Origin of the sequence: Paenibacillus sp. J14, assembly GCF_000518465.1 — a bacterium.
Classification (GTDB): domain Bacteria; phylum Bacillota; class Bacilli; order Paenibacillales; family Paenibacillaceae; genus Fontibacillus; species Fontibacillus barengoltzii.
On sequence record NZ_JADQ01000022.1, the window covers coordinates 29,656 to 56,061 of the forward strand.

General features: G+C 53.2%; 23 protein-coding genes. 8 read left to right on the forward strand and 15 right to left on the reverse strand.

Annotated features, from left to right (window positions below):
- The first annotated feature begins 194 nt into the window (after positions 1 to 194).
- A complete protein-coding gene (gene sspI / locus M891_RS0110500; RefSeq protein WP_442952247.1) occupies positions 195 to 395 on the forward strand; it encodes a small acid-soluble spore protein SspI in 201 nt (66 codons plus the stop codon).
- A gap of 79 nt (positions 396 to 474) precedes the next feature.
- Here sspI and M891_RS0110505 read toward each other — a convergent pair whose 3' ends face one another.
- The 4 genes from M891_RS0110505 to M891_RS0110520 form a co-directional block, all read right to left on the reverse strand.
- Entirely contained in the window at positions 475 to 2,058 is a 1,584-nt protein-coding gene (locus tag M891_RS0110505; RefSeq protein WP_028538804.1) for a peptide chain release factor 3, read from the reverse strand.
- A 160-nt stretch (positions 2,059 to 2,218) separates the two neighbouring features.
- Positions 2,219 to 3,769: a glucose-6-phosphate dehydrogenase gene (zwf, locus tag M891_RS0110510; protein WP_028538805.1), complete on the reverse strand. Its 1,551-nt coding sequence runs from the start codon at positions 3,767 to 3,769 to the stop codon at positions 2,219 to 2,221.
- A gap of 130 nt (positions 3,770 to 3,899) precedes the next feature.
- Entirely contained in the window at positions 3,900 to 4,649 is a 750-nt protein-coding gene (locus M891_RS0110515) for a spermidine synthase (protein WP_028538806.1), read from the reverse strand.
- Positions 4,650 to 4,679: 30 nt separating this feature from the next.
- On the reverse strand, positions 4,680 to 5,519 hold the full coding sequence (locus M891_RS0110520; RefSeq protein WP_028538807.1) for a YwmB family TATA-box binding protein: 840 nt from the start codon (positions 5,517 to 5,519) through the stop codon (positions 4,680 to 4,682).
- Between the two features lie 69 nt (positions 5,520 to 5,588).
- Here M891_RS0110520 and M891_RS23705 point away from each other — a divergent pair, with 69 nt between their 5' ends.
- The 3 genes from M891_RS23705 to M891_RS0110535 are packed head-to-tail and all read left to right on the forward strand — an operon-like array spanning position 5,589 to position 9,309.
- Positions 5,589 to 6,680 carry an endospore germination permease gene (locus M891_RS23705; protein WP_051416911.1) on the forward strand — a complete coding sequence of 364 codons (1,092 nt, stop codon included), beginning with the start codon at positions 5,589 to 5,591 and terminating at the stop codon, positions 6,678 to 6,680.
- Positions 6,677 to 8,167 (forward strand): spore germination protein, encoded by a 1,491-nt coding sequence (locus M891_RS0110530; protein ID WP_028538808.1) that lies wholly within the window; start codon positions 6,677 to 6,679, stop codon positions 8,165 to 8,167. Before M891_RS23705 ends, M891_RS0110530 begins: the two co-directional genes overlap by 4 nt.
- 2 nt (positions 8,168 to 8,169) lie before the next feature.
- Entirely contained in the window at positions 8,170 to 9,309 is a 1,140-nt protein-coding gene (locus M891_RS0110535) for a Ger(x)C family spore germination protein (RefSeq protein WP_232228325.1), read from the forward strand.
- Positions 9,310 to 9,327: 18 nt separating this feature from the next.
- On the opposite strand, the gene M891_RS0110540 is transcribed toward M891_RS0110535, so the two are convergent.
- The 7 genes from M891_RS0110540 to M891_RS0110570 form a co-directional block, all read right to left on the reverse strand.
- Positions 9,328 to 9,981, reverse strand: coding sequence for a response regulator transcription factor (locus M891_RS0110540; RefSeq protein WP_028538810.1), 654 nt, complete (start codon positions 9,979 to 9,981; stop codon positions 9,328 to 9,330).
- Positions 9,956 to 11,038 carry a sensor histidine kinase gene (locus M891_RS0110545; RefSeq protein ID WP_016310895.1) on the reverse strand — a complete coding sequence of 361 codons (1,083 nt, stop codon included), beginning with the start codon at positions 11,036 to 11,038 and terminating at the stop codon, positions 9,956 to 9,958. The genes M891_RS0110540 and M891_RS0110545 overlap by 26 nt, the downstream gene beginning before the upstream one ends.
- A gap of 20 nt (positions 11,039 to 11,058) precedes the next feature.
- Positions 11,059 to 11,709 (reverse strand): cell wall-active antibiotics response protein LiaF, encoded by a 651-nt coding sequence (gene liaF / locus M891_RS0110550; protein WP_028538811.1) that lies wholly within the window; start codon positions 11,707 to 11,709, stop codon positions 11,059 to 11,061.
- Positions 11,710 to 11,823: 114 nt separating this feature from the next.
- Positions 11,824 to 12,525 (reverse strand): PspA/IM30 family protein, encoded by a 702-nt coding sequence (locus tag M891_RS0110555; protein ID WP_016310893.1) that lies wholly within the window; start codon positions 12,523 to 12,525, stop codon positions 11,824 to 11,826.
- Positions 12,526 to 12,528: 3 nt separating this feature from the next.
- Complete coding sequence (locus tag M891_RS0110560; protein WP_028538812.1) at positions 12,529 to 13,029, reverse strand: PspC domain-containing protein; 501 nt, start codon at positions 13,027 to 13,029, stop codon at positions 12,529 to 12,531.
- Positions 13,030 to 13,035: 6 nt separating this feature from the next.
- On the reverse strand, positions 13,036 to 13,710 hold the full coding sequence (locus tag M891_RS0110565) for a PspA/IM30 family protein (RefSeq protein ID WP_009224714.1): 675 nt from the start codon (positions 13,708 to 13,710) through the stop codon (positions 13,036 to 13,038).
- Positions 13,711 to 13,771: 61 nt separating this feature from the next.
- A complete protein-coding gene (locus tag M891_RS0110570; protein ID WP_016310891.1) occupies positions 13,772 to 14,068 on the reverse strand; it encodes a hypothetical protein in 297 nt (98 codons plus the stop codon).
- 352 nt (positions 14,069 to 14,420) lie between these two features.
- Between M891_RS0110570 and M891_RS0110575 the strand changes: the two genes are divergently transcribed.
- From M891_RS0110575 to M891_RS23710, 4 genes are all read left to right on the forward strand, one after another.
- Positions 14,421 to 15,704: an ArsB/NhaD family transporter gene (locus M891_RS0110575; RefSeq protein ID WP_028538813.1), complete on the forward strand. Its 1,284-nt coding sequence runs from the start codon at positions 14,421 to 14,423 to the stop codon at positions 15,702 to 15,704.
- A 97-nt stretch (positions 15,705 to 15,801) separates the two neighbouring features.
- Entirely contained in the window at positions 15,802 to 16,155 is a 354-nt protein-coding gene (locus tag M891_RS0110580) for a hypothetical protein (protein ID WP_028538814.1), read from the forward strand.
- A gap of 131 nt (positions 16,156 to 16,286) precedes the next feature.
- Positions 16,287 to 16,778: a cation:proton antiporter regulatory subunit gene (locus M891_RS0110585; protein ID WP_009224701.1), complete on the forward strand. Its 492-nt coding sequence runs from the start codon at positions 16,287 to 16,289 to the stop codon at positions 16,776 to 16,778.
- 146 nt (positions 16,779 to 16,924) lie between these two features.
- A complete protein-coding gene (locus M891_RS23710; RefSeq protein ID WP_051416912.1) occupies positions 16,925 to 17,782 on the forward strand; it encodes a YitT family protein in 858 nt (285 codons plus the stop codon).
- Positions 17,783 to 17,840: 58 nt separating this feature from the next.
- On the opposite strand, the gene M891_RS0110595 is transcribed toward M891_RS23710, so the two are convergent.
- The 4 genes from M891_RS0110595 to M891_RS0110610 all read right to left on the reverse strand — a co-directional run bounded on the left by M891_RS0110595 (position 17,841) and on the right by M891_RS0110610 (position 26,382).
- Positions 17,841 to 18,683, reverse strand: a complete 843-nt coding sequence (locus tag M891_RS0110595) for an aldo/keto reductase (protein ID WP_028538815.1) — start codon at positions 18,681 to 18,683, stop codon at positions 17,841 to 17,843.
- A 130-nt stretch (positions 18,684 to 18,813) separates the two neighbouring features.
- Positions 18,814 to 20,844, reverse strand: coding sequence for a glutaminase family protein (locus M891_RS0110600; protein ID WP_028538816.1), 2,031 nt, complete (start codon positions 20,842 to 20,844; stop codon positions 18,814 to 18,816).
- A 67-nt stretch (positions 20,845 to 20,911) separates the two neighbouring features.
- Positions 20,912 to 23,254 (reverse strand): hypothetical protein, encoded by a 2,343-nt coding sequence (locus tag M891_RS0110605; protein ID WP_028538817.1) that lies wholly within the window; start codon positions 23,252 to 23,254, stop codon positions 20,912 to 20,914.
- Between the two features lie 89 nt (positions 23,255 to 23,343).
- Positions 23,344 to 26,382, reverse strand: coding sequence for an alpha-mannosidase (locus M891_RS0110610; protein WP_036700047.1), 3,039 nt, complete (start codon positions 26,380 to 26,382; stop codon positions 23,344 to 23,346).
- Between the last annotated feature and the right edge of the window lie 24 nt (positions 26,383 to 26,406).

Genomic DNA, 26,406 nt, shown 5'->3' on the forward strand with positions numbered 1-26,406 from the left:
TACGGTCCGTTACATCACGACCATTCTCAGGCTCAGGTTCAGGATCGCGTCCAGACCACACGACAACGATTCACGTTTCCGCACCCCCGCGCATTTTCCCAGTAGCAATCGGGCAAATTAACACCGGGCAAGTCACTTATTTCAAGGAGGGAAACTACGTGCCATCCATTACACTCGACCTGCGTCAAGCGATTATGCACAAAATTCACGGCAAAGACGAGCAAGGACTGCGGGAGATGATCGAAGGATCGATCGACGCTCAGGAAGCCGCACTGCCGGGTCTTGGCGTCGTCTTCGAAACGATCTGGAAGCATATCGATACGCCCAAGCAAAATGAACTGGTATCCGTGCTCAAGCAACAAGTGAATCAGGCTAGCCTCAAACCATTGAAATAGAACTGCCCGCTACAACAAAAAAGACCGCCCTATCCTAGGGCGGTCTTTCCTCTGTTCGGAAGGCTGCGGACCTTACATCTTAAGGTGCGGTCTCTAGGAACTTCGCGTCAGGATTTTTCTCCATCGCCGTCCGCATCGCGTATTCATTTTCGAACAGCGCGACATAGTTGCCTTTCTTATCCTTCACCAGCGTGGAATTGATCCGGAACTTGGAAGGGTCGATTTTGTCGCCCACAATCCAGCGTGCGAACTGATACGGCATCCGTTGAAGCTGGACATCCACGCCATATTCATTTTTCATCCGGTATTCAAACACTTCGAACTGCAGCTGTCCTACCACGCCCAGCAGCGTATCTTCAAATCCAACCGTAGTGAACACCTGAATCGTGCCCTCCTCGGTCAATTGATCGATCCCCTTCTGGTATTGCTTATGCTTCAGTGCGTTCTTGACCGTCACCTTGGCGAAAATCTCCGGAGAGAACGTCGGCAGCTCGTCAAATACGATTTCGCTGCCTTGACTCAGCGAGTCACCGATCCGGAAAATGCCCGGGTCAAACAACCCAACGATGTCCCCAGGATACGCTTCGCTGACGATATCCCGATCCTGCGCCAGAAATTGCTGCGGTTGAGACAGTTTGATCTCCTTACCCGCCCGCACATGCTTCACGGTCATGCCGCGTTCGAACTTACCTGAAACAATACGCAAGAAAGCGATCCGGTCGCGGTGCGCAGGGTTCATGTTCGCTTGGATTTTGAACACGTACCCCGAGAACTTCTCGTTCGTAGGATCAACTAAACCTTCGGTACTGCGCCGCGGCGTCGGCTTTGGAGCCAGCTGCAGGAAGTTCTCCAGGAAGGTCTGCACGCCAAAATTATTGACCGCACTGCCAAAAAACACTGGCGTTAATTCACCTTTGCGAACCTTCTCATAATCAAACGGGTCCCCGGCTATGTCCAGCAGCTCCAGGTCCTGGCACAGCTGGTCATGGAGATATTCACCCGCCATTTCACGGATCACCGGATCCGTATACCCATCCACCTTCTTCACCTGAATCGTGGAGTGGTCGTCTCCTTGGAACAGCTCAACCTGATTCTTCATCCGGTCATAGACCCCTGACAGCTCGCGGCCCATCCCAATCGGCCAGTTCATCGGAACGGAGCGAATACCCAGCACCTGTTCGATTTCCTCCATCAATTCAAACGGGTTCCGACCTTCCCGGTCCAGCTTGTTAATGAAAGTGAAAATCGGAATGCCTCGCTTCGCGCAGACCTGGAACAGCTTGATCGTCTGGGCCTCCACGCCCTTCGCCACGTCGATCAACATGACGGCGCTGTCTGCTGCAGTCAGCGTCCGATACGTATCCTCCGAGAAGTCTTGGTGGCCCGGTGTATCCAAGATGTTCACCCGATGGCCGTTATAATCAAACTGCATGACGGAAGAAGTAACGGAAATTCCCCGTTGCTTCTCGATTTCCATCCAGTCACTTGTCGCGTGTTTGCTCGCTTTGCGCGCCTTGACCGATCCGGCGAGGCGAATCGCGCCGCCGAACAGCAGCAGTTTTTCGGTCAGCGTCGTTTTCCCGGCGTCCGGGTGGGAAATGATTGCAAACGTACGCCGTTTGTCCACTTCCTGCTGCAGCACTTGGTCCAATGCTTTGCTCATGCTCACTTTCCTCTCGTCCACAAATTCACGTTTTCTATTGTATCATATTTTGTCCTTCCGTTAAGCAAAAACACCTTACGCCCTGATAGGACATGAAGGTGTTTTCAGCTAAACCTATTCTATTCGCCCATTGACCGGTTCGTTCACAGTTAACGCAGCATTAATTCGGGTTAATCCAAACGACATTATCTTCCTCTTGACCGTTCACCGGCCACCAGTGGAAGCCGTCCTTCGCCAGCAGCTCGTCCGCTTCCTTCGGTCCCCAAGAGCCGGCAGGATACGTACTGATGTCGGACGGATTTTGCGCCCAAGCCGCCGCAATTCGATCGACAAAGGCCCAAGCCGCCGCTACTTCGTCCCAACGGGTGAAATACGTCGAATCCCCTTGAGCTGCATCGTAGATCAAGCGCTCGTAAGCTTCCGGCGAGTTGATCCCCACCAGACAGCTTTGGCAAAAGTCCATCGCGAGCGGTTGGATTTGCGATTCCGAGCCTGGCTTCTTGGCATTAATCTTAATGTAGATGCCCTCCATCGGATTAACGCGGATCACGAGCAGGTTCGGCTCCAGCGTGTGCTTTTGACCGAGATAGACATTCGTTGGCATCGCCTTAAATTCCACCACGACCTCTGTCGTTTTGACCGGAAGCCGCTTCCCGGTGCGAATATAGAACGGCACGCCGGCCCAACGGAAATTGTCAACGTACACTTTGGCCGCAAAATACGTCTCGGTATTGGAGTTCGGATCAACCTTGTCCTCCTCACGATAACCCGGCAGCTTCTTGCCTCTCGCTTCCCCAGCGATATATTGCCCGCGTACCACGTTCTCCTTCACTTCTTGCACCGACTCATACGGACGCAACGAGCGCAGCACCTTCACCTTCTCGTCGCGGATATCCTCCGCATACAAGCGGCTAGGCGGCTCCATGGCGATCATCGTGAGCATTTGCAGCATATGGTTCTGCCCCATGTCACGCAATGCACCGGCATGATCGTAATATCCGCCGCGTTCTTCCACGCCAACCGTCTCGCTGAGCGTAATTTGCACATTGGCAATGTGCTTGTTGTTCCAGAGCGGTTCGAAGAACGCATTCGCAAAGCGAATCACTTCAATGTTCTGCACCATTTCCTTGCCGAGATAGTGATCGATCCGGTAAATCTCCTCTTCTTTAAACACCTGGCTCAGCTCTTCATTCAGCTTCTGAGCAGACTGCAGATCATAGCCAAACGGCTTCTCGATTACCAACCGGTGCCAGCCGCTCGTATCTAACATGCCGCCCTTCTGCAGGTTAAAAGAGACGCTGCCGAACAGCTCCGGTGCCAATGCCAAGTAGAACAGACGGTTTCCGGGAATCCCAAACCGTGCTTCCACAGACTCGGTCAGTTCTCTCAGCTCGTGATAACCGTCAACGTTATTGATGTCCAGCGATTTATAGGAGAAATGCTGCGCGAAGCGCCCCCAATGCTCCTGGTCGTCGATCTTGTACCGGCAAAATTCCTCAATTGACCGATACAGATCCTCCTTAAATTCTTCGTCCGTACGCGGACGGCGGGCTACACCGATGACGGCGAAATCCTCGGCCAGTTTCCCTTCACGATACAAGGAATAGATAGCCGGGAAGAGCTTACGGCGCGCTAAATCTCCGGTAGCTCCGAAAATAAAAAATACCGCCCCTGGGGGCTGAACTGTGGGTTGTGAGAAATTGTCAGCCATAGCTCCTCATTCTTTCTATGTAAGATTGGTAATTTTTAAACTTCATTCCCGATCAATGACATCTCTTTACAAGGCATCACGGGATGTGATGCCATTTTAGCACATTCGCCAGACGGATTCCATCATCTATCTATAATGAGACAGGGTCATAAATGATATACCCCGCTGGAGGCTCGACCTCTACAAATCCGGCCATGCCGTGGGCTTGATACTGGATCGGCTTACGGCTGCCCGCGAGCAGCATATTCCGGGGTTCGTGAGGCTCCGTTGCCGGCAGCGTAAACACCCGGACATCCTCCATCACTTCTCGTAACGTGGCAGTAAGCGCCGCAATCCAAGCGTCCTCAGCCCCGCGTCCGAATAGATTGAGCAGCAGGATCCCTTCCTCATCCAGTCTTTCCGCCGCCAACTGAAAAAAACCAAGCGACGTCAAATGGCTCGGCGTTCCCTGTTCGGAGAACGCATCCACGATAATGCCGTCGAGGGATTTGGGCTTCTCTTGTTCAAGCAAAGTCCGCCCGTCCCCGATACGCACCGAATCCCCCGTATAACCGAAAAAGCGGCGGCTAATTTCCGCCACCAGCGGATCAATCTCCGCTATAATCACGTCGCAACCGCTCAAATGGCTGGCGATCGTTCCTGTGCCTTGACCGATGATGAACACCCGTCCGGGATCGGAAACATGGCGCTGAAGCAAATACAACATCGCCCGCGGATATTCTAGTATGATCCGTTCGGGTCGGATCATATCCATCGCGCCTTGTACCGCCTCGCTGGCGAACTGAAGGACGCGAAACGTCCCTCGCTCGCCATATAGCTCGTCCGTTTCATAGACGAAGATTTCCGAGCAGCTTTGCTGATGCAGCAACAGACGTTGCACGAATCTCCGTTCCTCCTTTTAATGATCTCTCTAATATTCTACCGTGAGCAGCGGCGTACCGATCGTAATCTCATCCATCCCGGTGCCGCTGTTGCGATGAACCGCCACCTGCAACGCCACGTGATGCTCCCCGCTGAGGATCGTGATTGGCAAGGCATCCACCCGATACGTACGGCTGGCCGTTCCTTCGTCCCCAAACGCTTCAACTTGCTTCAACTTCAATTTGGCGGATCGCTTGATTTGCGATTCCAAGCGGTCAAGCGTCGCAGCCAGCACAGAATCGCCGGAGCCTTCCCCCTCCTCTTTCACGGATGCAGGCCAGGCCATCCCCTGTATCGCTGCATTCCATCTTGGATCGACGCCTTCATCCGCCAGTGATTCCCCTGCCATCCGTTGGGCTTCTTGAAGTTGCTTCCATAGCGCCGGATCCTCACCGGCCGCTTCCAGTCGAAGCATCGCGTAATGCTTGCCCTCTTCCAGCGTGACCAAATCTAGCTCGGCGTGAATTCCTTCGATCTGACCTTGTGACTGATACACGGTTCTCCCTTGAACCATTCCCGACTCTGGACTTGACAGCCCCAGTCGGGTAGCTAATACCCCCGCCGCTTCCTCTGAGGAGAGCAGCGAGTCCCAATCCCCCTGCCATTTTACGGTGATACGAAACGGATTCGACGTTACGGCCTCTCCTATCGCAACCAGCGCGTCCAACTGCTGCTCCGCGTCTTTCAGTGGATCTAAGGCATCCGCTTCTGGCTCGGTCATCTCGGCTATTTCGCTCGTCTCGATCGATTGGATCCGTTGCAAGCCGACCAGCAGCATCGCGCACACGAGGATCAACACCCCGATACTCCATATCTTGCGGTTTTGCATGTCACGCGCCTCCTCTGCGAATAATAACTCAATGAGTAGAGCCAGAATCTATCAGGATGGGAGAAGCTTATGATCCGCTCACCGAAAGCTACGAACCTGCAGGCTATCATGACGTTGATGCTGGCCATCGGGATCACGAACCATGTCTTCATCATACCGGCCTTGCTGCAAATCGCCAAACGGGATGCTTGGTTTTCCGTGATACTGTCCGCCGTGCCATTTGCAATTGTAGTTTGGCTTACTTACTACGCTTCGTCCCGGATTGGAACCCAACCTCTCCCCGATTGGATTCGCCATCGACTGGGCCGAATTCCTGCTTTTGGATTTCGCTGGGTGATCACCGTCTTCTTCTTCGCTACGGCGTGGTTCAGTTTATACGATACCGTCATGTGGATGAAGGTGACGTTTCTGCCCTACACTCCGGTTATAGCCAGTTCGTCGATCTTGATGCTGCTATGTTTCGTTGGAGCATTGAAGGGCATGAAAACGATCGCGGTGACCTCCGGTATCTTGTTGCCGCTTGTCGTCCTGCTCGGCTTCTATGTCGCGATCGTCAACATCGAATTTAAAGATTACAGTCTGCTGTTCCCTCTTTTGGAACAAGGATGGATTCCGGTTTTTAAAGGAGTATGGTACGCCTGTGCCGGGTTGTTCGAGATCTTCTTTGTCTTTTTTCTTCAACCCTACCTAAAGGCCCCGTTAACCCGAATTCAGCTCATTGTGTTCAGTCTGATCCTGTTTGGTTTGACGCTGGGACCCCTGACCGGCGCGATTGTCGAGTTTAATCCGTTTGAGGCGGCGGTCCAACGTTATCCAGCGTATGAGGAGTGGAGAATTGCCGGGTTTGGCAAATACGTATCGCAAACCGATTTCTTCTCGATTTATCAATGGCTGTCCGGCACCGTGATCCGCATTTCCTTTGCGCTGATCGTCATCGCAGACATGTGGAAGAAGCAAAATCCCCGCTGGAGACCTACGTTACTCGCCGTCCTCACGGTCATCCTGATTCTACTTAGCTGTTACACCATGACCGACATCCTGTTTCAGCATCTGATGATTCGTTACATATTCCCGATTAACGCCTGTTTCCTGCTGTTCATGATGCTCTTCATTACTGCTGCCGCTTTATTCAGAACACACAGGAAAGGAGGATCCACATGAATTCCAGCGATCGACCATCCGGTCAACCATCAAACAAGATCGACATTCCGTACCTGATCAATTATTTCCAGCCTTCTTCCGATGTCAAGCTTCGCCCGTTTGCTGCCGAAATGGGGTCAGGGCATGCGATCACGTTAATCTATTGTGAGCCAATGACGGATTTGAAACAGCTAAACGAGGTGATCTATCCCCGGCTTGCTGATCTGTGTCGGGACCAGGCCAACCTCGAGATTGACGCACTTGGACGTAATCCCTATTTACCGTTAAATCGGATCGAAGAATCGGACTTGCTGCATCATCTTACTCTTCAAGTTTACTCCGGAAGACTGGTTCTTTATTTTGAACATAACCAGACCTTCTTCAGCTGCAATATCTCGAATCCACCTGGCCGTTCCCCCGAAGAAGCCAGCACAGAATCGGCCGTCAAAGGAGCCCGTGATGGCTTTACCGAGAACTTATCGACCAACATCGGATTAATTCGAAAACGGCTGCGGACCGCTTCCCTGGGTGTCGAGGAGATTATCAAAGGGACGCGGGGCGAAACGCGCATCGCGCTGTTCTATATTCGAGATGTCATCAATCCGGATATTCTCGAAGAGGCTCGAAAGCGATTGAATGAGATAGACACCGATGCGATTATCGGCACCTCGTATCTCGAATCCATCGTCAAAGGCGCGCATAAACGAGCTATATTCCCGCTGACCGATTACTCAGGGAGACCGGACTACGTTGCCGATGCCTTGCTGGCGGGCCGATTCGCCGTGTTGGCGGACGGGAACCCCATTGCGATCGTGGCTCCCGTAACCATGATGAATCTGTTGATTTCACCGGAAGATGCCAACAACCCTTACTACATTGTGTCCGTGCAAAAAGTGCTCAGACTCATCGGGCTCGCGATCGGACTGTTTCTCCCGGGCTTCTATGTCGCGTTAACCAGTTTTAATCTGGAGCAAATTCCCGTCCCGCTGCTGGCCACCATCAGCAAGTCGCGGCATGGCTTACCGTTTCCGGTCCCGTTTGAAACCTTCATGATGTTATTTTTGTTCGAGATATTTAATGAGGCAGGCAAAAGACTCCCCCAAGCCATGGGGCAGACAATCACGGTTGTCGGCGGCCTGATTATCGGAGATGCTGCCATCCGCGCCGGGATTACCTCACCGACCATTATCGTTACTGCGGCCATCTCTATCGTAGCCAGCTCCACCTTAGAGAATCAGACCTTAAGCGGAACCACATCCCAACTGCGTATCTTGATTTTGTTGTTGTCCTCCATTTTTGGGATGTTCGGATTTCTGATCGGCTTTATCGGTCTGATCCTTTACCTTGCCTCATTAGAGTCTTATGGGGTGCCTTATCTGTCACCATTCTCTCCGTTCGTCAAAAAAGACTTTGCTGAGGCGGTTCTGAAGAAGCCGTCGAATTCAGTGAAGCACCGCCCCCGGATTCTGCGGCCTCGGGATCAAACCGCAAGGAGGGACAAACCTTGAGAGTGATTCCCGTGTTCCTTGCGCTGATCCTGCTGCTGACAGGCTGTTGGGATATGAAGGAGGCGCAAAATATCAACTTTATCACCGCATTGGGTGTCGATTATGAGAATGGCCGTTTCGTCATCTATGCCCAACTGCTGGACTTTTCCGATATCGCGAAGCAAGAGGGAGCAGTTGAAACGGGACATGGGGAGGTTTGGATCGGAAAAAGCGAAGGAAGGACGATCGACGAGGCTTTGATTTCGCTCTATCCCGCCTCCCAGCAACGAACATCCTGGACACATGTGCGAACGATCATCTTCTCCAAAGCGCTGTTGGACAAGCATCTGCCCGAAGCTGTCAACGGCTTGATCCAAACCCGCGATCTTCGGTACACGCCTTGGGTGTTTGGCACCGACCAGAAATTACCTGACATACTCAAGAGCATCTCCCTGCTGAATGAGTCGGTGCTCAACTCAGCACTGCTGGACCCGGAAGAATTATTTAAACTTTATTCTTACGTCGAGCCCCTCCGACTAATCAAACTAATGGACGGCGTGAAGGAGCCAGCAGTGACAAAGCTGTTACCCTTGGTCAGCTGGACCGAAGGGGTCTGGAAGGGGGATGGCGAACCTACTCCTCAAGTCAAGCTTGTCGGTGCATATGCCATCGCGCAGGGCAAAAACCGGGGACTGGTTGATTCGGAAATGCTTCAGGGGGCTAGATACGTGAAGTTCCGACGAATGATCAGTTTCCCCTTGCCCTTAGTTCTAGATGAAGGAGCCCCGGTAACGATCAATATCGCTCATCGCGATCCGGACATTCAAATCGGTCCGGGAAACGACCCGATTCGAGTTAATTTGAATGTGCGTGCTAAGGCCTATATCACAGAATTAGCGGCGGACAGCGGAATAACATCCGCACGCCTCCGTGCTGCGGCCGCAGAGACGATTGAACGCGAAATCAGGCGTTCCTTCGACGCAGCGAAGGCAAAGCAGATCGATCTATACAATCTGGAAGAAATGATCTACCGCCATGATCACGAGCGTTGGAAGAAGCTTCGTTCCCAAGGAAAGCCTCTAATTTCTATCATGGAATTGGATCAAGTCCATGTCGAGGTCAACCTAATCCACTCCTCCTCTCATAAAGTGTTGAAACAATAAAAACGGGTCGGCAGAGATTCACTCCGCCAACCCGTTTTTGTATGCGTAAATGGCCGCCTGCGTGCGGTCCTCGACGCCAAGCTTCGCCAAAATATTAGTGACATGGAACTTCACCGTCTTAATCCCGATGATCAGCTCGTCGGCGATATCCTGATTGGATTTTCCTTGAGCCAGCAAACGCAGAACGTCCATTTCGCGTTCTGTCAGCTCTTCGTGAGCCGGTGCCTCCACCTTGGGTTGGCGGAACCGATTCATCATCTTGGAAGCAACCTGTGACTCCAATACCGATTGACCGCGGGCCGCAGCACGTATTGCCTCGGCGATCTCGGATGCGCGTGACGTCTTCAACAAATAGCTGAACGCCCCGGCTTCGATCACGGGATACATCTTCTCGTCATCAAGATAGCTGGTGAGCACGATGACTTTACAGTCCGGATGCAACGCAAGCAGCTGACGAGTCGCTTCGATGCCGTCCATGCCTTCCATCACCAAGTCCATCAGCACGACATCGGGCCGGTACTCCTGCGCCAGGCGAATTCCTTCCTCGCCGCTGCTGGCCTCGCCAACGACCTCGATTCCTTCTTCCGTGCCCAGCACCGCCGCCAGACCAATTCTGACCATCTCATGATCATCCACAAGCAGTACTTTAATCTCCTTGTCTTCCATCTCCATGACTGCCCTCATCCCCGCTTTCTTCATGAATTAGTGGAACGGATATCTCAATGCGCGTCCCTTTACCGGGCGCAGTGATAAATTGAATCGATCCGCCGATCTCGTGAATGCGTTCCTGCATCGTTGACAAGCCGTAGGATGCTTGCTTCTTGTCATCCAACTCGAAGCCGATCCCGTTGTCGCGCAGCGTCACCTTGACCGCCTCGCCTCGGCGGTGAATTCGTATCTCCATCTTGTCCGCCTTGGCGTGGCGCAGCGTATTGGACATCGCTTCCTGGATGATGCGGAACAGATGGTTTTCAATTCCTTTGCCTAAATTCAAATCCTCGTCGATCTCCAAGGTTAAATCCATCGGCACCTTCGTCTTCAGCTCTTTAACCAAATCGCTTAAGCCCTGCGACAATTCCTTGCCTTCGAGATAGACCGGACGCAAATGCAACAGCAGCGCGCGCATTTCGGACTGCGCCACCGAAGCCATCTCCTCAATGAGCTCGACCTGGCGCTGCGCTTTATCAAAATCCTTCTCCAGCGTACGCCCCACGGCCGTAGCCGTCATCGAGATAGCGAACAGTTGCTGGGATACGGCGTCATGCAATTCCCGGGCCAGCCGCTGCCGCTCCTCCACAATCGCCGATACCCGGGCCTGCTCGGCCAACTGGGCGTTGTGCGTGGACAACCGCTGGAGCGAGGACACCTGCTCCTCCCAGCGTTTGCCGATCCGTTCCAGCTGCTCTGCCAGTCGGCCCAGTTCGTCTTCGCCAAGCTTAGGTACGCTCCCAGTCTGATTGCCCTTCTCCCATTGCAACAAAGCTTCACGCAAACCGTCAATCTGTCGTTTGGGGCGATACCCTAGAAAGAACCCGTGAGCTGCGCCGATGATAAGAAGCAGTGAGAGCAGCATCGTGCCGGCTTTTATGGCCGTCGCCCAGGACGGTTGAGGCTGAAAGTACCCATATGTATACATCACATAAATGGTGGCTGCCATCGTAATAATAGACAGGAGAATCCCTCCGCGCATGCTGCGGGAGACCATGTTGCTTGGCTTTTTCGATTTCATGCGGGACGTTTCCTCCTGTCTTAAAGTAATCGTATATCGACATCTCCTACAAGATAGGAAATGATGATTTTCACTTTTTGGTCACGGGTCTCGTAATTCGGCGACTTCCAATACAGCCGATTGAGCATGCCCGTCTCTTTATCGTGGCTGAAATCGATTTGCCCGAACAGGACAAACGCTTCGATCTCCACGCCGTAATCTTCCGGAATCACTAAATCCACATCCCCGACAATCCCTTGAAACATGAGGACGTTATGCCCGCCTTCCATCATCGCCAGCGATAAATCGATGTCAAGCTCGCCAAGCACATGCCACATGCTTGTGTTCCGCAAGTTCCACGGATCGCGATCCCAACGGACGCTGGAGGTGATGTTTTGCTTCTGCACGTAATTGCCTTGCGGTTGGGTTTTGCGAACTTTCGCGTAGTAGTACCCCAGCGAGATCATCAGAATCGCCAAGATCAGCATGAAATGATCCAGCAGAATGAGTCCGCCGCCGATCGCCATTAAGATATAGCCGGTCTTGACCTGTTCCCCCTGCCGGATTTTATATATACCGAACCCGAGCAAAAAGAGGGCGACAATGGTAAAGAAACTCAGCCATTTCCCGAAAATCAACAGTAAGCCAAATCCGATTAAGCCGATGGCTAAGAACCTTTTCCTTGTATCCATGTGCCGCACCTCCCAGCAGGTTCATAGAGTTGTAAAAAGCCATAACGGCATGGCCTCCCATACCGTATGGCTTCACCAGTATTTAGAATATCACAATGTCCAGCGGACGTGTAGCTATTCCTTGTCTTCTTCGCGAGCTGCGGACGGGTTCAATTTTGCTTTCAGCGCTTCAAGCTGCGCATCCACTTTCAACTGCTTCTCGGCATCGGCCGGGCTGATGTAAGGGGAAGACGAGGATCCACGATAAACCATGCCCGCAACTTCGGCTTCTGCTTCCAGTTGCATGATCTTCTCTTCCATCCGGTGGAATCCGAGTGAAGCGTTGCCGCTTTCGATCGTATGCAGCGTGCTGATTTGCGACATTTGCTTTCTGGCTTTCGCCATTTGCGCACGGCTTACCAGCTCGTTCCGTTTGTTGCGCAGTTTATAGAACTCGTCTTTCATATCGTGCAGCTGCTGTTTGAGCTCGGCAGCATGTGCTTCAGCTTGCGCGTGCAGCTCGGCGAATTCCGTTTGCTTCTGGTCGTAATGGATTTTCTCCTCCAGCATTTTGCGGGCAACTTCCTCCTGCCCATTGCGGAGGGCCAGCTCAGCTTGAGCCTCCCGTTGTGCAGAGATACGGATCGCTTCATCCAGACGTTGCTTCATCCGGCGCTCGTTGGCCATTTGCTTCGCAACAGTCACTTCGGCGTCGCGAATTTCAGCCTCCATATCGCGCAGGTATTGGTTCAGCATGACAATCGGGTCTTCCACCTTATCCAGCAAATCATTTACAGACGCTTTCGTAATATCTTTAATTCTTTTGAATACTCCCATCGTTTACACTTCTCCCTTCTCGTATTCGGAGAGCTTCTTGCGCAGCTCTTCCAACTCTTTTTTCAAGGCTTTCTTCTCAATATCTTCCATCATGGAATCCAGACTCGATGCACCCGGAGCGGACTGGAAGCCAGCTCCCGAAGCACCTGCACCGTATTGCGGCGGCTGGGTTCCGTAAGTATTACCGGTTGGATTACCGTACGGTGGACGGGGACCAAAGCGCTGATCCTCGTAGAAGTCCCGGCGTTTACCGCCGTAACCCGGATGCGGGCCGTTGCCCGGCCATCCGCCATGATAGTACGGATCGTGAGGCTGATAGGGCTCCTTGGATATTACCAGGGTAGCGATGAAGTAGATGAAGATCGTTGTCCCGCCGGTAAAAAATATGCTGAGAAAAGCGATCAACCGGAGCACACCGACGTTAATTCCGAAATATTCTCCGAGCCCTCCGATCAAACCGCTGATCCAGCGATCTCGTCTGGATCGGTATAAGGGTCTTCCCATCGATTCTTACTCCTCTCGCTGGTTATTTAGCTTCTGCTTCAAGCGGGAGAGCTCCTGTTCCAGAGTTGATTGAACGGCGGAGCCGGCTTGGTTCAAGAAATCCGAACCCGCTCTCCGCAATTCGCGCAGGCTGCGGGCTTCCCATTCCATATCGGATACCCGGTCCTCCAAGCGATGGAACATCTTCGGCACATCCTGCATGCCGTAACCGTTCATCCGCTGGTTCATCCGCTGCTGTAAACGAAGCGTCTCCATTCTTGCGTAGTAGTACTGCCGTTTGTTGTATACGACTTGATATTCGGTCTTCAATTCGTTGAGTTGAGCTTCAAGCTCCTGCAGCGATTCCATGCTTTGCGTGTACAGCTCGGTGTATTGCTCAACCTTTTCCTCGTACAGCATCTTCTCCTGCAGGGCCAGCTTCGCCAAGTGCTCCTCGCCTGCTTTCAAAGCAAGCAGCGCTTGTTCCTCACGTTTGTCGCGCATCACCTTGGCTTGATCGACCTGCTGCTTCAATTGCTTCGCATGTCCGCTGTATTGATAATGAAGCTTCTCGGCTTCCGCAATTTCCTGACGCGTTTCTATCAGAAATTGGTCGATCAAGCGAACCGGATCCTGCGATTGTTCCAACTTCTCATTTAGAGTAGCTACCGTAATATCTCGTACTCGACGAAATACACTCATGACATCCTTCCCTCCTAACCTTTCGGTTCACATTCAAGTTCATCTGCATGTATTTAATCAATCAGTAACTCCGTTTGCCTCTTAAGGAAGAGATACCGTAAACGATTAATCCAATACCTAAGAGCGGAACGATCAGCCAGGCCAGCTTGGAGATCAAGGAAATGACCCCGAAAATCAACACCAGCCATCCGAAGAAGGCGTTCCCCCGTCGAATCCCGTAATAGCCGAGACCGATCATGACAATCGCAATCACCAGTCCGAACAGGCTGCCCAGGAAAGGAGTTAATTTGCCCAGCAGAATCAGTGCTCCGAGGGCAATCAGTACAAAAGCGAATACATTCGGTCGATTGGTTCTCATTGAAAATTTCACCGCCTCTCATTTGATCAACCTTATGTCTCTATTCTAGGATGATTACGGGTTATCCAAAACGGACTGGGGACGGTTTTTCACCCTAGACCTAAGTCGAGGATACGCTCAGCCTGAGGGTTTACGGGGGAAGGGAGAGTTTCTCTGCAAGTGCTTTACAATCCAAACAAGTCAGTCTATAATGAACTCAGCATGACTAAACAATAGAAAATGAGAGTTAGCGGAGGAGCCTGCCATTTTGCGGGCTCTTTTTGCCTTTTTTTGACCGGGAATGGCATAATTCAGCCCCAGCATGGCAAGCTAAAGTTACCTCAGGTTACGCATCATGGAGAGGAGAGTTCATATGGAGCAACAAGCAATTTGGGCCATCGTCATTTTTCTACTAACTTATGCACTCATCATTTCGGAGAAAATCCATCGGACGCTGCTGGCAATGGTCGGTGCCGTTCTGATGATCATCCTCGGCATCGTGGATCAGGAGTCTGCGATTCATCACATCGATTTTAATACGCTAGGTCTCTTGATCGGTATGATGATCATCGTGAACACCACGGCAGAAACAGGGTTATTCAAATATATCGGGATTTGGACGGCTCGGATCGCCAAAGGGAAACCCGTGACCATCCTATGGCTCCTGGCGTTAATTACAGCGGTTGCTTCCGCATTTTTGGACAATGTAACCACAATTATTCTGATGGTACCGGTTGCCTTTAGCATTACCCGGCAGTTGAAGGTCAAGGCATTTCCTTTCATCTTCTCGATGGTCATAGCCTCAAATATCGGAGGAACGGCCACATTAATCGGGGATCCGCCTAATATTATGATCGGCAGCGCCGTCAAGGAATTGACCTTCATCGCTTTCCTGCAGCACTTGGCGCCCCTCGTGGTCGTGGTCCTGGCTGTTACCCTGCCGCTTCTTGTGCTGATCTTCCGGAAGCAAATCCAGTCCACGCCGGAGAATCAGAAGAACATCATGAACATCAGCTTGGACGGCTTGATTACGGATAAGAAGCTGCTGATTAAATGTCTAATCATTTTGGGCTTGACGCTGCTTGGCTTCTTCCTGCACCAGACATTCCATCTGGAATCGGCGACCGTGGCGCTCGCTGGAGCCTTCCTGTTGTTGCTGCTCACAGGCGAGCACGTGATGGAGAGAGCGTTCCGTTCCGTCGAATGGCCAACCATCTTCTTCTTTATTGGATTGTTCGTCCTGGTCGGCGGTTTGATTGACACCGGTACGATCAAGCGGTTAGCGGAATGGTCCATCGACTTAACCGGAGGAGACCCGCTCACAACTTCCATGTTGATTCTCTGGCTAAGCGCGATCGCCTCTTCCTTCCTGGATAATATTCCGTTCGTCGCTACGATGATTCCAATGATTCAGGACATGGGCGCGATGGGAATCAGCAACTTGCAGCCGCTGTGGTGGAGTCTGGCCCTGGGTGCATGTCTTGGCGGCAACGGAACCCTGATCGGGGCCAGCGCCAATTTGATTGCTGCAGGCATGTCTGCCAAGGAAGGGGAGCCAATTACATTTGTCCGCTACATGAAATATGGCTTCCTGCTGATGATTCTGTCGATCATCTTCGCAAGCGCGTATATTCTGATTCGGTATTTCCTAATCTAATAGAGGTCCATCCAAGTCCACTCTTTCTTTGGAAAGAATGACGTCGATATGCTATCCTTAATAGTAAGTAAATAGATGTCGAGGGGAGGGATGACGCATGACAACGCAACAACTAAGGCTTCGTTGGTTAGCTGTGGTGGTATTGACGTTGGTCCTGGCGTTGTCCCTCCCTTCCTTTATTTCATCCCCCGTTCATGCAGAGTCCCGCGGGGAAGAGACGCTAGAGACCGATTATGGCCATGTGCAGCACAAGGTATCACTTCGCCTCAATAGTACACCGTCTTACGGCAAGCTGTTTATCGACAGAACCCCGCATCAACTGGATACCGTCCCGGCCTTGATCAGCTTTATGCTGCTGGCGCCATGGGCGTGTTTCCGACCGTTATTCTGCCTGCTGTTAAAGCGGCGTCTGCTTATGCCCATCAAATTTACGAGCATGTTCGTGGCTTAACCGAAGTTGTATCGTTTTTTTGATCCAGTCTCCTGCAGGACTTTCACGTTTTTTCAAACGAAATCGCATGAGGCTTATTTGGTATTACCCAAAATGGAAAAATGACTTTAAAAACTGGAGGCTTGACTCAAATGAATCTCAAAGAAACAGATCTGCCCGGAATCGGTAAACAATTCGTGGTCCAGGCCCGCAGCGGCGACAAACTCTCGATCGTTATTCATAATGATGGACGGCGCGAATTATCTCATTTCGATGAAGATGATCCAGACAACAGCGTTTCCATGGTCACTTTGGATGACGATGAGGCGAGATATATCTCTGCCATTATTAGCGGTGCGACATATAAGCCAACAGCAATGGAGAACATTGAAGTGGCTTTAGGCGATCTGATCATTGAGTGGTATAAATTAGATTCGAACTATAAAGCGATTGGCAAAACCATCGGCGAGTTGAAAATTCGTCAGCGTTCTGGAGCGACGATCATCGCCGTAATCGAGAAGAACCACAAGAAACACATCAATCCCGGACCTGATCTGATGCTGACCTCCGAGGCAACGGTGGTCGTGCTTGGCGAACGGCTCCATCAACAACAAATCAGACAGATCCTATTGAGCGGAAAATAATTCATTGGATCATCTCATGCTGAAGGCGGTTTGTCCTTCACCCGGATCGCGGCGAGGAAATGGTCTACTGTCCGCGATCTATCCGTTGCTTGGTATAAGAACCGCCTGCCCTTGATGATGGGTTTATCCAGTAAGGAGGGGTCGGTTTGAAACACCAGTTAAGAATTCATTCCTCCCGGAAGACCCGCGGCGGCTTCAAGACACTAATTCCGACGTTTGGCCATGCTGCCGGCGTCATCGCCGGCGCATTGCTTGCATCGGTCGGCTTAGAGCTGTTCCTGATGCCCCATAGCATTGTCGTTGGAGGAATGACCGGATTATCCGCATTGTTGGCGTTAAAGACGGAGATGCGGCTTGGATTGTTCTTGTTCTTGCTGAATCTGCCCTTGCTCTTTCTTTATCGGAAAAATATCCACTGGTCCTACGGGATCTTCACAGTGCTTGGCGTATTGGTATTTTCATTGGGGACGCTTGTGCTCCATCCTTATCCTTCCCTGATCGACGAGCCGCTCCTGGCGGCGTTGATCGGGGGATTATCCTTGGGAATTGGGCTGGGTTTAGCCCTGCGTTTTGGAGGGGCATTGGATATTGCGGAGAAAGCCGTGAACCAACTTCAATATGGCAGATTGTCCCCTGAGCGGATTTTGCTGATGCTGAACTGCCTAATCCTGATTGGTGCGGGCTTTCATTTCGGCTTTCTCCAGGCCCTCTATTCGGTGATCGCCTACCTGTCCGCCTTTGAAGCCGTCAAGCTTCTGGTCCAAGGCGGGATTTTCACCCAAACGGTACGAATTAAAAGTCGCCATTGTGCTGCGATCCAGAGGGAACTGTTGCGATACCTGAACCGTTCGGCTGTTTATCGGCTGGATCCCGAAGTAACTGGGGACGAGGAAGGGATGGGCATTTTGGAAATCCACTGCCATCGGCTGGAGCGGTCCCGCTTGATTTCTATCGTTCATCAATGTGACCGCGAGAGTGAAATTACGTTTCTTCCAAGGAAATAAACGTAATGAGCCGCAGGAGTAAATCCTGCGGCTCTTTATTTTCTATCGTGGGCCCAATTTAAAATTCTTCGTAAACGGCAGGATCCTGGTTTCGAATCCGCCCGTCTGGACGGGACAAGCCGTTGATCTGCTTCATTTCTTCCTCGTCTAGCGCAAAGTCGAAGATCGAGAGGTTCTCGATTTGCCGAGCCGCAGAGGCCGATTTCGGGATGGATACAGCGCCCAGCTGGTGATGCCAACGCAAAATAATTTGAGACACCGACTTGCCGTGCCGCTTCGCGATTTGCTGGAGCGTCTCGTGCTGCAGCACCTCATTGCCATGGGCCAACGGGCTCCAGGATTCCGTGACGATTCCATGCTCTGCATGATATTTGCGCTGCTCGGCCTGATTATAGAACGGATGCAGCTCAATTTGGTTAACGCTTGGCGTCACGCCCGTTTGCTCGATGAGGCGGTCCAGATGGTCCGGCAAGAAATTGCTGACACCGATAGAACGGATCAGTCCCCATTTTTGGGCGTCGATGAGAGCTTGCCACGCTTCCACATAATGCCCTTGCTTCGGATTAGGCCAATGAATCAGATACAGATCGTAGTAGTCGAGCTGTGCCCGGTACAGCGATTCCTGAATCGCTTTGACCGCTTTATCGTAGGTGTGGTAACGCCCGGGCAGTTTGGAGGTGATGATCAGCTCTTCCCTCGGCACGGCAGAACGCCTTACCGCCTCACCTACCGTTCCCTCGTTCTCGTAGTTATACGCGGAATCTAGCAAACGATAACCGGAGTGGATCGCATGTACAATCGACTGCACGCCTTCGCTGCCGCGGAGCGTGTAGGTTCCGAGCCCGACTACCGGCAGTTTCAAACCGTCATTTAGCGTAATTTCTGGAATGATATGACCCAAGCTGAACACTCCTTTCGGATAAGTACTCTTTCAGAATATCATAATTCAATTGATATGAAAAAACGAACAGAAATCGCCAAATGCGGCGATTTCTGCGGAGTGTATATGAAACTACGGATCAATTCAGATTTTACGCACGATCCCATCCGCGATCCTTCAGCAGCTTGATGAACAAGCCGCCAACTACCGTCCGATGTTGGAAGCCAATCTGCCGCGCCGTCTTCGTGTCGTACCAATCCGTGAACGGTACGCGGTCCGGCGTCTCGTTCAGGAATACCCAGAGCGGCTCAACGATCCGCTGGAAGTCTTCGCGCGTTTCCGCGAGCGTCCCGGCCCAGACGAGCCAATCGGCCTTCGTATAGGCTGCTCGATTATCCAGCGGTGTGCCATACCGTTCCTGTTTCTTCTGATACCATGCCACTTCACGGCGGATGATTTCCTGATTGAACAAGCCAGTTCCGAAGATGCCGTCCCAGACGAGGTTATATTTTAGACTCCAGGTCCCCGGCTGACCAAAGGCGAGCAGTGTATGGTTCTCATCGCTCGGATCGGCGGCGAGCACTTCCCACTGGCGCGCCATTTCGGCAGAGGCTTTGCGGTAACGCTCCGCTTGTTCCTGATCGCCCAGCAGTTCGCATAACAGCCCATAGCTGGCAACGCCCATCACGGCTTTCGCCGACAGGTTCGCATTGCGCGCTAAATGTCCGGCGAAATCGTCGGTACATAATTGATGTTCCGGGTCCAGCCCATGCTTCAACAGATAGTTGGCCCATTGGGCGAGCAACTCTCGATGTTCCTCGACGAAGCTCGTATTCCCGTCAGCCAGCGTAACTGCGGCCGCCATGACCAACATATTGCCGCACTCTTCCACCGGCATTTGCCCTTCGAGCTTATTCTCGCCGTATACCTGACCGTTAGCCAGCGGATATTGACCTACGTCATGCGGGGCAAATTCAAATGTCCAGGCGTCGCTGGCAGCGTATTTGAAGATTGGGCGCATCATACCGCGAACCAGCTCAGGCTGGTACAGCAAGAACAGCGGAATCGAAGGATAGCTCACGTCCACCGTCGCTATACAGCCGTTACTGAAGCATTCCTTCGACATGAACAGCACCTGTCCGTCAGGATCCAGAACCAGTTTGTGTGCTGCAATCGCCTGTCGGTAGGATAAGGACAGGACATCGGCATATTTCTCCCCGCCGGCACGGATTGCGTCCTCGCGAAGCTTGGCATCAAAAGAATCGCAGCGGGCAAGAACATCCGAATAATCCCGGAACGCTTCGTGGAGCAAAGTCGGGAAGGTTTTTCCGTCTTTTCTCCAATACGCCTCCAAAGGCTGACCAAAATACTCAATCGCATACACGTCATCATAAGCAAGAACGAGGAGATGCGTCTTCTCATCCGTTCCGCTGACTTCACCGGCATTCCATACCGAAGCCATCACAAGCTCAGCCTCGCGAACGGGCTGTGGTTGGGATAGCGGAGCCGCGCCTTCCTGAAGACGAACCTCACCTTCGCGAACGAATTGCTTGCGAATCTGTGCCCGATCCAGATAGGTTTCGACATCCGATGCCTGCTTGACGGCCAGCATGAAGGTGCCCCAATCGATGCGCTGGTCATCACCCGAGCGATGAAGCGGGTTCTGCTCAACATGACGAACCTGCAGCACGGTGAGGTCTCCCTGCACGTCTTGTTGCCAAGTGATCGCCTGATCGGTTTCATTAACGCACCATTCCCCGGTTACGTCGACATAGACCCGCACTTGGTGGGGCTTTCCGTCAAGGGAATGCACGCGGAACGCGACATAGGAAGCCGGCCGCGACAGCAGCTCCAGATCGTCCGGCAGCAGCGGACTCGTAAAAGTCACGTCCAGCCCAACGCCTCCGGCCTCGAACTGATAGCGGGTGGAGAGCGGTGTGACTTCAAGTCCAGTTTGGTTCATCGCCTCCGGCTCTGTATAATACCGTTCCGGGTTAGATTCAACGCGTCCGGCAAACCGCCAGGCTACGCCGTCGATATAAGCCAAGCCGGTGAACGCTTGCCGACGCCCGGTCCAATGGCGGGTGAAATCGTCGGTTAATGAATCCGCCATCGACCAGACGCTGAAAAAGGGATCAATAGTAACCAAAGGTACTGCCGGTGGACGCAATTTTGTACTCATTCGAAATCTGCCTCCTATCTGGATCATGCGATTTGTCCAATCGTTTTTATCTGTTCCATTTCGTTTCCTATTTTGTCACGGTGATGCGGGTTCCTCCATCTCCGTGCTCGTAATGAAGCAGCAGCGTGTGTGACTTCGCGTCCCATTCGAACGGCAGAGTGACGTTTGACGCCGAAGCCGAGCCGTCTTCCTGCTGCAGTCCCAACACTTCTGCCGTCACCGCCGTTGGTTTCGCATCACAGCGAATCCGCGCCACGGCTTGCAGCGGACGAGGCCCCTTAGCCGTAAACGTAATGGCATTCTCCTCCTCGCGATAATCCTCAATCCGGGAGGAGGCGGCAATCACTCTAAAGCCAGGTTCAGAGTCGAGGCTGTGGCTGTCCGGCCCGGGGTAGGCTAAATCATAAAGTAAGGCCTGGTGTCCGGGTTGCACCGCAACTTGCTCTTTGACCGGCAAACCGGGATCAAGCAAGTCAACGAAAAGTCCTTCGAGCTCCAGCGGCGCATCGCTGACTGACTCGGTCATGACGGAAGCGATCACATACGGACCGCGGCGGAGATGAAAATAGTTGACTGGTTCCCAACGGAGCGCGTCCGCTGACGTTGGAGCCGGCTTTCCTTCTGCGGAACCTCCCGCCCCTGTCTGCGCTGCAGATGAATCCCCTGACGCGCCTGACGCCGCAGATGCTTCTCCGCGGCCGAGCAGCTCCATCGCTTCCCGTACGGCGGTGCGATACCGTTCCGCCGCCTCCGCACTTTCCGCGATTTTGTTTGGTCGCAGCGGCAAATAACTGACCAGGCCGGCGCCAACTCGGGTGACGCCTTCTGCCGCTGCTCCCGTCGCGCTTGGCAAGCCGAGGCATTCGAACAGATGGGCCCGGGGTGAATCGTAGCGCCGCCGCCCCTGGTTCCACCATTCCCGGACCTGATGATACGGATCGCTGTCATCGCCAACATATATCAGCGCTCCGCCTTCCCGCACCCATTGTGCCAAAGCGTTATGCAAATCCGGGTACTCCGGCTTCATAAACTCATAGCTTAGGACCAAAACGCGGTAGTCATCCAAATATCCCGGGAACCGCCGAACGTTATCCAGCTGCACTGGCCGTACCGGCAGTCCATGCTTAACGAGCGGAAGCGTCAGCCCGTAGAAAGGCGAGAAATTCAGCAGTTCCACCGCCGATTCATCGCTCAGCTCCACCTCGTTCGTCCCGTCGTATTTCTGCATAAAGCCGGACGTTCGCGTCCCAATCCGTTTCCGCTGGAACATGGCTGAATCGGCGAGGAGCACGCCGGTGACAGCGGTATTGCCGTGCACCTGGACCTCTTCCTGATCCATATTGCCAAGCGTATGCATCACGTTCAGCAGCACTGTCGCGTAATCGGTCGGAATTCCCTCTTTGCCGTTGCCATCAGCGGAAGGATATTGCCCCTTAAAAATCCGGCGGGGCCAAGGGGCGACCTCATAGCGGGAAACCGCCGGGTGCAACAGCGAAGCGATCAACGTCTTCGTGTAGTTCTCGCGGTAATCGATCCACGTCCGTGTCGGATCGTCCTCGATCGGATCGTGCAGGAACCACATGCGGCGGTGCGTCCCGCGCACCAGTTCCTGCATGATACCATATTCCAGGAACGCCGTCTCGAATGTCCGCTCCGCCCGTTTCCCTTCGTATACGTTCGCTGTGCGCGACGTCCCCGTCCAGATTTGGGCGATATAACCGTCAATCGCCGGCAAATCGAGCAGCCGGGATTCCGGACTGACGATCCGCCATTGGGTATAGTTAATCAGGCTGTGAGTGGGTACAAAAAAACGCAGCGGTCGATTATACCGGACCAGCGAATATTCCTTCAACGCCGAACAGATGCGGTCCAAACAACGCGTGTACAGATAAGCCTTCAGCTTGGACGCTCGGTATTGCGCGTCCTCCGAAGTGTGGGGCGGTTGCCAAGGCTCGTTATAGTAATTGCGCCATTCGCGTTTGAACGCCTCCGAGTATCCGCCCTCCACCCAGAATTCCGGTTCCTCCAGGTGAATGGCCTCCACCCCGGCATCCACCGCCGGACGAATTCGCTCGATAAGAAAATTTGCATAACTGATGGTTGGTACCATATAAGGAATATCTACCGAGGTTCCATGGATGATCGTCTCGCCATCTTGATACTTTTGGGCTTCGTCCCAATGGGAGCGCCCGTCAACTTGGCCGTTCAGATAGTCCTGGTAACCGCCCCAGGACACTCCGGTCATGAGATGCACATGGTAGCCCCGCTCCGCCCATTCGCGAATGCGCTGGGGCATCGTTTCCCCAATGCCATACACCATCACAAAATCCGTCTGCAAATCGTAGGCCGCATGATAAGCACCGCTTTCCTGAAATCCGGTCCGTTCTTCCGCCCTTGCTCTTCCCGTCACTCCTAAGCCCTCCCTTTGTAACTTAGAGTTCGTTCACAGCCAACCTCATTTACAGCTATCTTAAAACCTCTGCTGCACTCGATCCGTCATTAAGCTAACTGAATGCGAATCGATTTGATCTCAAACGGCGTAAACTGCAAGCGAATCCGATCCGTATTTTCGGCCAGCAGCCCCATCGGCTCCTCCAGCAGATTCACTTCTTCAATGGTCCGGCAAGCCGGTCCAAAGCTTAGCTCACCGTCCGCTCCAGCTCCTGCCGTTTCGTACAGACGAACGATCAGATGATCGCTGTCCTCGGCCTTCTTCACCGCTTCAATCATCACGTTAGGATGATCAATCGTGAGGAAGGGCTTCCCGTGCAAGGAACTGCTGCGAGGCGTCCCGCCGCCTTGAGGCGGCACCGGGATGGCCGCAGCGGATGCAATCGGAACGTTCAGCTCATAACCTTTGCGGTATACGCCGGCTTGGATAAAGTCACCCGCATGCGGATACAGCGCATAAGTGAAGCGATGTTCCGCCCGATCGGCCTGCGGATCTGGATATCCCGGGCTGCGCAGCAAGTTCAAATCCAGCACGTTGCCTTCTGCACTGTGCCCGTATTTGCAGTCATTGAGCAGCGCCACGCCGTAATCCGGCTGCGACAGATCGAGGTAATGGTGAGCGCAAATTTCATCGCGGGCAAATTCGATCGCATTATTGCGCGTTGTTGCCCGTTTTAACACTCCAAACTGAATTTCGCAGTTTACCTGATCGCTGACAACTGCCACCGGGAAAGCAACCCGGAGCATTTTACCGGTTTCCCGCCAATCGGCTTCCGTTTCGAAGCGCAGTACATCATCGCCTTGCAGCAAGCGGATCGTTTGCTTTAACGTTGATTCCCCGAAGCGGTAAACTTGCTCGATCACCGCCTGCGGCCCCGAGACGTAAGCGCGCCGGCTTTCCAGCGTCATCGTTCCGGCAATCGTATCGCGATAGTCGCGCGGGAAGTCCCAGGCATCACCGTCATCATGGTAAACCGTAAATACGTTAGCCTCAGCGCCCGGCTGAATCGCTTCCCGCCCGGCGGCTTTATCGTACAGCGACACGATGCTGCCGTTCTCGGCAAACCGAACCGCAAGCCGTTCATTCTCCAGCCGGAAGTCCTCGGCAATGAATGCATGTTCCGAAGCCGCTGGTTCTACTGCAGCCTCCGTGAGCTTGCGCCAGCTCATCGCCGGTACCTGCACGTACTTCCAGCTTCCGCCAAGCTCTACCCATTCCTGACGGTCCCAAGGCAAGGAGTTGAACAGCACAAGTTCACCGGCAGCAGCCCCGGACAAGCCAGCGATTCGTCCATAAGCTTCCGTAATCATCGCTTGGACTTCCTCCAGCAGCTTGGCGTAGCGCTCTAACGACTCGTCGTACACCCGGGTGATCGAGGATCCTGGCAAAATATCATGGAATTGATATAAGAGCACTTCCTTCCAGATCTTCTCGAGCTGGGCCGCCGGGTACTCTGCCGGGCTTGCGCCTAGAGCAATCTGCAGCGAAGCCGCGAATTCAAGCTCACGCAGCGCCTTTTCCAGCTTGCGGTTATACCACTTGTTGCGCGCTTGTGTCGTTAACGTCCCTTGGTGCTTCTCCAAATACAATTCGCCGCGGTACGTTTGGAATCGCGAAGCCTCTTGTTCCAATCGCTTGAAGAAGTCGATCGCCGGCTCCTGAACGACCGGCGGAAGTCCCAGCAGGTTCACCTCTCGCTCAAGCCGCTCCAGGTGCTCTTCCCCTGGTCCGCCGCCGCCGTCGCCGATTCCAAACAGCATCAGCGCATGCTCCGAGACGTTCCGATCGAGATAGTCCCGTTCGATCTTGGTCAGCGACCGCGGAGCCGCCGGGCTGTTATAGGTATCCTCCGGCGGTAGGTGCGTCAGCACCTTCGTCCCGTCGATGCCTTCCCACATGAAGCTGTGGTGCGGATGCGTATTATAGGTGCTCCAGGAGAGCTTCTGCGTCATCATGTAATCGACACCAGACTTCTTCAGCAGCTGCGGCAGACTGCCCGTATATCCAAACACGTCAGGCAACCACAACACCTTCATATCCTTGCCGAACTCCTCCCGGAAGAACCTCTTGCCATACAGGATTTGCCGCACTAGCGCTTCGCCACCGGAGATGTTCGTGTCCGGTTCAACCCACATCGCGCCTTGCGCTTCCCAGCGTCCTTCGCGGATCCGCTCCTTCACTTCGGCGTACAGCTGCGGATAGTACTCCTTCATCCACTGGTACAGCTGCGGCTGGCTTGCGCCAAACACGTAACTCGGATACTTCTCCATGTTCCGCAGCGCCGTAGCAAAAGTACGGGCTCCCTTGCGAATCGTCTCGCGAATCGGCCACAGCCAGGCCAGATCGATATGCGCGTGGCCAATAGCGCTGATCGTCAGGACAGGATCCCCGCCTTTCTTCGCCAGTTCGCGGGCCACATGCGCTTTCGCCAAGCGTACCGTTTCATCATTGATCTCCGACAGCTGAAGAGCTGCTTCATAGACAGATTGCAGCACCTGAGCTTTTCTGGCGCTGGAATCCGGCAGCTGCTCAACCAGCTCGATGAGCACTTCCAGATCGTAAGCCAATTGCCGAGCTTCCTCATGGCAAATGGCGATGTCCGCTTCCTTCAGCGTTCCGCTGCGATAATGTCCAAAAAGGTCATTGCAGCCGCCGTCTCCCCACAGATTGATCGTTTCCCCGCCTCGGGCGGCGGTACTCACGTCCACCACCCGCTTACCCGGCCGACCTAGGCTGTAGTCGAATTCGGAGCTAACGTTCGTTAAGCCTTGCCGCGGGGTTCCCGCTTCATCTACGAGACATAATTCTCCATTAATATCGATCAACAGAACGACTTTTTGGCCAGCGGCCGTTTCCGGTACGGTTCCTTGAAAATGGAACCAGGCGCAATCCCACAGCTCTCCCCATTTATCACCGGGATGAAGCCGTATGTGCCGGCCGCTCATTCGCTCGGCGTAAGGGACCGGCTCTTTCGTCACCCAAGCTTCAACCTCCAACCCGGCAATCGGGCGGTAAATGAATTCCTGTAGTTTGGCAAGCCTTTGCTTTGCCTTTTGGATCATAATGTGGTTCGTTTCATACGGCATGCTGCATCACTCTTTCAATTTAAA

Excerpts from the sequence above, each read along its gene's own strand:
- sspI (WP_442952247.1), top strand. The coding sequence starts at position 195 with ATGCACAAAATTCACGGCAAAGACGAGCAAGGACTGCGGGAGATGATC.
- M891_RS0110505 (WP_028538804.1), bottom strand. The coding sequence starts at position 2,058 with ATGAGCAAAGCATTGGACCAAGTGCTGCAGCAGGAAGTGGACAAACGG.
- zwf (WP_028538805.1), bottom strand. The coding sequence starts at position 3,769 with ATGGCTGACAATTTCTCACAACCCACAGTTCAGCCCCCAGGGGCGGTA.
- M891_RS0110520 (WP_028538807.1), bottom strand. The coding sequence starts at position 5,519 with ATGCAAAACCGCAAGATATGGAGTATCGGGGTGTTGATCCTCGTGTGC.
- M891_RS23705 (WP_051416911.1), top strand. The coding sequence starts at position 5,589 with ATGATCCGCTCACCGAAAGCTACGAACCTGCAGGCTATCATGACGTTG.
- M891_RS0110530 (WP_028538808.1), top strand. The coding sequence starts at position 6,677 with ATGAATTCCAGCGATCGACCATCCGGTCAACCATCAAACAAGATCGAC.
- M891_RS0110540 (WP_028538810.1), bottom strand. The coding sequence starts at position 9,981 with ATGGAGATGGAAGACAAGGAGATTAAAGTACTGCTTGTGGATGATCAT.
- M891_RS0110545 (WP_016310895.1), bottom strand. The coding sequence starts at position 11,038 with ATGAAATCGAAAAAGCCAAGCAACATGGTCTCCCGCAGCATGCGCGGA.
- liaF (WP_028538811.1), bottom strand. The coding sequence starts at position 11,709 with ATGGATACAAGGAAAAGGTTCTTAGCCATCGGCTTAATCGGATTTGGC.
- M891_RS0110555 (WP_016310893.1), bottom strand. The coding sequence starts at position 12,525 with ATGGGAGTATTCAAAAGAATTAAAGATATTACGAAAGCGTCTGTAAAT.
- M891_RS0110560 (WP_028538812.1), bottom strand. The coding sequence starts at position 13,029 with ATGGGAAGACCCTTATACCGATCCAGACGAGATCGCTGGATCAGCGGT.
- M891_RS0110565 (WP_009224714.1), bottom strand. The coding sequence starts at position 13,710 with ATGAGTGTATTTCGTCGAGTACGAGATATTACGGTAGCTACTCTAAAT.
- M891_RS0110570 (WP_016310891.1), bottom strand. The coding sequence starts at position 14,068 with ATGAGAACCAATCGACCGAATGTATTCGCTTTTGTACTGATTGCCCTC.
- M891_RS0110575 (WP_028538813.1), top strand. The coding sequence starts at position 14,421 with ATGGAGCAACAAGCAATTTGGGCCATCGTCATTTTTCTACTAACTTAT.
- M891_RS0110580 (WP_028538814.1), top strand. The coding sequence starts at position 15,802 with ATGACAACGCAACAACTAAGGCTTCGTTGGTTAGCTGTGGTGGTATTG.
- M891_RS0110585 (WP_009224701.1), top strand. The coding sequence starts at position 16,287 with ATGAATCTCAAAGAAACAGATCTGCCCGGAATCGGTAAACAATTCGTG.
- M891_RS0110600 (WP_028538816.1), bottom strand. The coding sequence starts at position 20,844 with ATGAGTACAAAATTGCGTCCACCGGCAGTACCTTTGGTTACTATTGAT.
- M891_RS0110610 (WP_036700047.1), bottom strand. The coding sequence starts at position 26,382 with ATGCCGTATGAAACGAACCACATTATGATCCAAAAGGCAAAGCAAAGG.